The sequence below is a fragment of the Nocardioides sp. genome (assembly GCF_041600255.1).
GTDB lineage: Bacteria > Actinomycetota > Actinomycetes > Propionibacteriales > Nocardioidaceae > Nocardioides.
Genome location: NZ_JBFIKK010000184.1, coordinates 1 through 4,755 on the forward strand (window position 1 = coordinate 1; position 4,755 = coordinate 4,755).

The window sequence follows — 4,755 nt, forward strand, 5'->3', positions numbered from 1 at the left end:
GACTGGCGGGCCTGGGCCCGCGAGTTCACCGCGGGCTTGTCCTGCGTCGTCGTCTGACCGACCGGCTGGGCCTCAGCGCCCAGCGGGACGGCCGCCACGGCCGAGGCAGCGAGGACGGCGGCAACCAGGCCACCGAACACTTCTCTTTTCACGGACACACTCCAGAGACAGGTGGACCTGGTGAGGCCCACTCCATGGGGGCGACCGGCCCGGGGTTGCTGGACGGTCCAGCGGACCATCGCAGCGACCCCGGGGGGTCGGTCAACGGAGTCGATGCCTCACATGTGTGCGACGCAGAAAGATGAGCGAACGGTGGCGCCGGCGGATCACTCCACCGTGACGGACTTCGCCAGGTTGCGCGGCTTGTCGATGTCGTGGCCCAGCTCGAGCGCGGCGTGGTAGGCCAGCAGCTGGAGCGGGATGGTCATCAGGATCGGGTCGAGCTCGCGCTCGTTGCGCGGCACGTCGATCCGGTCGGCCCTGAGCTCGCCCAGGTCTACGTCGGCGTGGGTGACCACGACCAACGGCCCCAGGCGGGCGGCGATCTCGTGCAGGGCGCCGACGTTGCGGTCGGTGAGCTCGTCCTGGGGCACCAGGGAGACCGTGGGCACCTCGGGCGAGATCAGCGCGAGCGGACCGTGCTTGAGCTCGGAGGTCTGGTAGGCCTCGGCGTGCCGGTAGGAGATCTCCTTGAACTTCTGGGCGCCCTCGCGGGCCACCGGGAAACCGCGCACCCGACCGATGAAGAAGAGGCTCTCGGCCTGCGCGAGACGCTTGGCGATCTCGGCGAACTCGTGCTCGCGCTCGACGATCTCGGCGATCTGCTCGGGCAGCTTGGTCAGGCCGGCGATCAGGCGCTTGCCGTCGGCGACGGAGAGGTCGCGGACCCGGCCGAGCTGGAGCGCGAGCAGCGAGAACCCGACGAACATGTTGGTCAGCGCCTTGGTCGAGGCGACCGCGACCTCCGGACCGGCGTGCAGGTAGATGCCACCGTCGCAGGCGCGGGCGATCGCACTGCCGACGACGTTGACCAGGCCGATCACCCGGCCGCCCTTGCGCCGGATCTCCTCGACCGCGAGCAGGGTGTCGATGGTCTCGCCGGACTGGCTGACCGCCACGTACAGGGTGTCGGGTTCGATCACCGGGTCGCGGTAGCGGAACTCGCTGGCCGCCTCGGCGTCGGCGGGGATCCGGGCGAGCTCCTCGATCAGCGAGGCGCCCATCTGGCCCACGTAGTACGCCGAGCCGCAGCCGAGGATCTTCACGCGGCGGATCGCGCGGGTCTCGCGGGCGTCCATGTTGAGGCCACCCAGGTGCGCCGTACCGAAGCGCTCGTCGAGCCGGCCGCGCAGGATCCGCTCGACCGCCTCGGGCTGCTCGAGCATCTCCTTGTGCATGAAGGAGTCGTGCTCGCCGGCGTCGTACGAGGCGGGGTCGATGTCGACCTTCTCGGCCGTCTTGTTGGTCGAGGTCAGGTCGGCCCGGAAGGTGGTGAAGCCGGTGGCGGTCAGAGTGGCGAGCTCGCCGTCCTCGAGGTGGGCGACCGTGGTGGTGTAGCGGACCAGGGCGGCCAGGTCGGAGGCGACGTGCATCTCCTTGTCGCCGACACCGATGATCAGCGGGCTGCCGTTGCGGGCGACCACGATGCGGTCGGGGAACGCGGTGTGCACCACGGCGATGCCGTAGGTCCCGTCGATGGAGGCCAGCGCGTCGCGCACCTTGCCCTCGAGGGTGTCGGCGTCCGAGCGGGCGACCAGGTGGGCGATCACCTCGGTGTCGGTGTCGCTGGCCAGCTCGATGCCGTCGTCGGTGAGCTGGCGGCGCAGGGTGGCGGCGTTGTCGATGATCCCGTTGTGCACGACCCCGACCTCACCCTTGACGTCGGTGTGCGGGTGGGCGTTGGTGTCGTTCGCGGGGCCGTGGGTGGCCCAGCGGGTGTGGCCGATGCCGACCTTGCCGGAGAAGCGCTTGGGCAGCCCCTCGCCCAGGGCGCGCACCCGGCCGGCCTGCTTGGCGACCTTGAGGCCGCTGCCGCCGAGGACAGCGAGGCCGGCCGAATCGTAGCCGCGGTGCTCGAGACGGGTCAGGCCCTCGAGGAGGAGGGGGGCAGCCTGCTGGGTGCCGATGTAGCCGACGATTCCGCACATTCCGGGGGGTCCTATCCGTAGACGAGGCGGCGCAACTGCCGCTCGGTGAGCTCGGGGGCAGCCACGACGCGGTCGCGGAGCTCCTGGTTGATCAGGGTGAAGATCTCGTTGTTGCGGGCTCCGTGGAGCTGGAGCTGGGCATGCCGCCGCCGTACGTAGGCCTCTACGGGCTCGGCGTGGAAGGCGATGACGTCCTCGACGACCCGGGCCGCATCGGTCAGCGAGAGACCCGTGCTGGAGGCGATCCGTTGCACGAGATCCGGGTCGGGGCGGGGGGACACGACAGCAATGGTGGGGCCAGCGAGGCTCAATCGCAAGGATCTGCCCGAATTCGGGCAGAAAACTTCTATTGGAAAGGGGGTTGGCGATCAGCCAAGCATCCGCTAGGGTAAAGTGAACAGCAGATGAACAGAAGGTGTCCCATGCGAAGCCCCGAGATGTCCAGCCAGCCCACGATGCACTGGGTCCAGGTGGTCGACGCTCGCGGTCGCGCCCACCTCGAGGCCCACTGGGAGCTCCCGGCTCCCGCGTCCGCCCCGATCGCGGCGGCGACCACGGTCGGGTCCCCCGCAGCCCACCTCACCCCGCACGCCGCCTGACGCGCTGCGCGCTGGGGCCTGACGCGCTGCGCGCCATGATGGCGCCATCACCTCCGGTCCCCTGCCGCCCCTGGCCCTGCCCGAGGCGCTCGCGATCGCCCGGGAGTGCCGCTGAGGCCGACCTGGCGAGGATTTCACCTGGGCTCGGAATGAAGCGGACCATAGTCCGCTTGTAGTGGTTGATTGCTTCACCACCACTACTCAGGAGATCTGATGAGCCTCTTCACCCGCAACGCCCCCGCCGCTCGGAGCGCCGCCCCGGCCGCCGGACGCACCGCCGTGGACGTCTTCGACGCCCCCACCGCTGCCGTCACCGACATCTCGGGCGACTACACCCTCGACGCGAGCCACTCCCGCCTGGGCTTCAGCGCGCGTCACGCCATGGTGACCACGGTCCGCGGCCAGTTCGGCGAGTTCGCCGGCACCGCGAAGGTCGACACCACCACCCCGGCGAACTCGTCGGTGAGCCTGACCATCACCACCGCGAGCATCGACACCGGCAACGCCGACCGCGACGGCCACCTGGCCTCCGGTGACTTCTTCGACGCCGAGACCTTCCCCGAGCTGACCTTCGCCTCGACGAAGGTGGAGCGCCGCGGCGTCGACGTCTGGGTGATCACCGGCGACCTGACCATCAAGGGCATCTCCCGCTCGGTCAGCATCGAGTTCGAGTCCACCGGCTCGGCCGTCGACCCCTACGGCAACCTCCGCATCGGCTTCGAGGGCGGCACCACCATCAACCGCAAGGACTGGGGCCTCACCTGGAACGCTGCGCTCGAGACCGGTGGTGTGCTGGTCTCGGACAAGATCAAGCTGGACTTCGACATCTCGGCGATCCGGAACGCCTGATCCCCGGACGTCCGCAGGACCAGACCGCTGACAGGCGGGCCGCTCGAAAATGAGCGGCCCGCCCGACGCATTTCTGCTTCCATCGATCACATGACCCCTGCACTTCCCTCGGGCTACACCTCGCGCCCGCTCGACATGCCCGACGCCGGCGCCGTCACCGCCGTGATGGCAGCCCAGGAGCTGTACGACGTCGGCGAGGTGGTCATCGAGGAGGCCGACATCGTCGGCGACTGGCAGCGGCCCAGCTTCGACGTGCCCGACAGCACGATCGGCGTCTTCGACGGCGACCAGCTCGTGGCGTACGCCGAGGTCGCCAACGGCGACCGTGGCGACGCGGCCGTCCACCCCGACCACCGGGGGCGCGGCCTGGGCACGTGGCTGGCCCGGTGGATGCAGGTCCGCGCTCGGGAGAAGGGCTCGCCGGTGATCGGCATGCCGGCACCCGAGGGCTCCGACGGCGACCGGCTGATGGCTGCACTCGGCTACCACGTCCGCTGGAGGAGCTGGGTGCTCCAGCTCCCACCCGGCGCCTCCGTCCCGGCGCGTCCGCTTCCCGAGGGCTACTCGATCCGTGCGGCCGAGCCCGACGAGTGCCGCACCTGCTGGACCGTCGTCGAGGACGCCTTCCTGGAGTGGTCGGTCCGGGCCCGCGAGGAGTACGACGACTGGGCGGCCTCCGTGGTGAGGCGTCCCGGCTTCGATCCCTGGAACCTCCGCGTGGTGCTGGACCCCTCGGGCACCGTGGTCGGCGTCGCCGTGCTGCAGCTGGCCGGTGAGACGGCGTACATCTCCCGGCTCGCGACCCGCCGCGACCAGCGCGGGCTGGGTCTGGCCCAGGCACTGCTGGTGGACGCCTTCGCCCAGGGCGCCGCCCACGGTGCCACCGTCTCCGAGCTGTCCACCGACTCCCGGACGGGAGCCCTGGGGCTCTACGAGAAGGTCGGCATGAAGGTCACCTCCACCTGGGTCAACCGGGCCATCCAGGTCGGCGCAGCCGGATGACGCGGACCGCAGACCTTCCCCCGGGCCTCACCCAGCGCCCGCTCACCACCGACGACGCCGCGGCACTCGCGGCGCTCATCACCGCCCAGGAGCTGCACGACGTCGGGGTCGCCGACGCCGACGAGGCCGACATCCTGGCCGACTGGAAGCAGCCCAGC

The 4,755-nt window shown here is 70.5% G+C and carries 5 protein-coding genes; 3 read left to right on the forward strand and 2 right to left on the reverse strand.

Annotated features, from left to right (window positions below):
* Positions 1-326 precede the first annotated feature (326 nt).
* Together glmS and ABZE72_RS15715 are read right to left on the reverse strand one after the other, a co-directional pair.
* Positions 327-2,147, reverse strand: a complete 1,821-nt coding sequence (gene glmS / locus ABZE72_RS15710; RefSeq protein ID WP_372729975.1) for a glutamine--fructose-6-phosphate transaminase (isomerizing) — start codon at positions 2,145-2,147, stop codon at positions 327-329.
* An 11-nt stretch (positions 2,148-2,158) separates the two neighbouring features.
* Entirely contained in the window at positions 2,159-2,428 is a 270-nt protein-coding gene (locus ABZE72_RS15715; RefSeq protein ID WP_372729976.1) for a hypothetical protein, read from the reverse strand.
* Positions 2,429-2,569: 141 nt separating this feature from the next.
* Here ABZE72_RS15715 and ABZE72_RS15720 point away from each other — a divergent pair, with 141 nt between their 5' ends.
* The 3 genes from ABZE72_RS15720 to ABZE72_RS15730 all read left to right on the forward strand — a co-directional run bounded on the left by ABZE72_RS15720 (position 2,570) and on the right by ABZE72_RS15730 (position 4,597).
* Positions 2,570-2,746: a hypothetical protein gene (locus ABZE72_RS15720; RefSeq protein ID WP_372729977.1), complete on the forward strand. Its 177-nt coding sequence runs from the start codon at positions 2,570-2,572 to the stop codon at positions 2,744-2,746.
* Between the two features lie 213 nt (positions 2,747-2,959).
* Positions 2,960-3,595, forward strand: coding sequence for a YceI family protein (locus ABZE72_RS15725; protein WP_372729978.1), 636 nt, complete (start codon positions 2,960-2,962; stop codon positions 3,593-3,595).
* A 90-nt stretch (positions 3,596-3,685) separates the two neighbouring features.
* Positions 3,686-4,597: a GNAT family N-acetyltransferase gene (locus ABZE72_RS15730; protein ID WP_372729979.1), complete on the forward strand. Its 912-nt coding sequence runs from the start codon at positions 3,686-3,688 to the stop codon at positions 4,595-4,597.
* The last annotated feature ends 158 nt before the right edge of the window (positions 4,598-4,755 follow it).

Coding starts and splice junctions, on each gene's coding strand:
- ABZE72_RS15725 (WP_372729978.1), top strand. CDS start 2,960: ATGAGCCTCTTCACCCGCAACGCCCCCGCCGCTCGGAGCGCCGCCCCG.
- glmS (WP_372729975.1), bottom strand. CDS start 2,147: ATGTGCGGAATCGTCGGCTACATCGGCACCCAGCAGGCTGCCCCCCTC.
- ABZE72_RS15730 (WP_372729979.1), top strand. CDS start 3,686: ATGACCCCTGCACTTCCCTCGGGCTACACCTCGCGCCCGCTCGACATG.
- ABZE72_RS15720 (WP_372729977.1), top strand. CDS start 2,570: ATGCGAAGCCCCGAGATGTCCAGCCAGCCCACGATGCACTGGGTCCAG.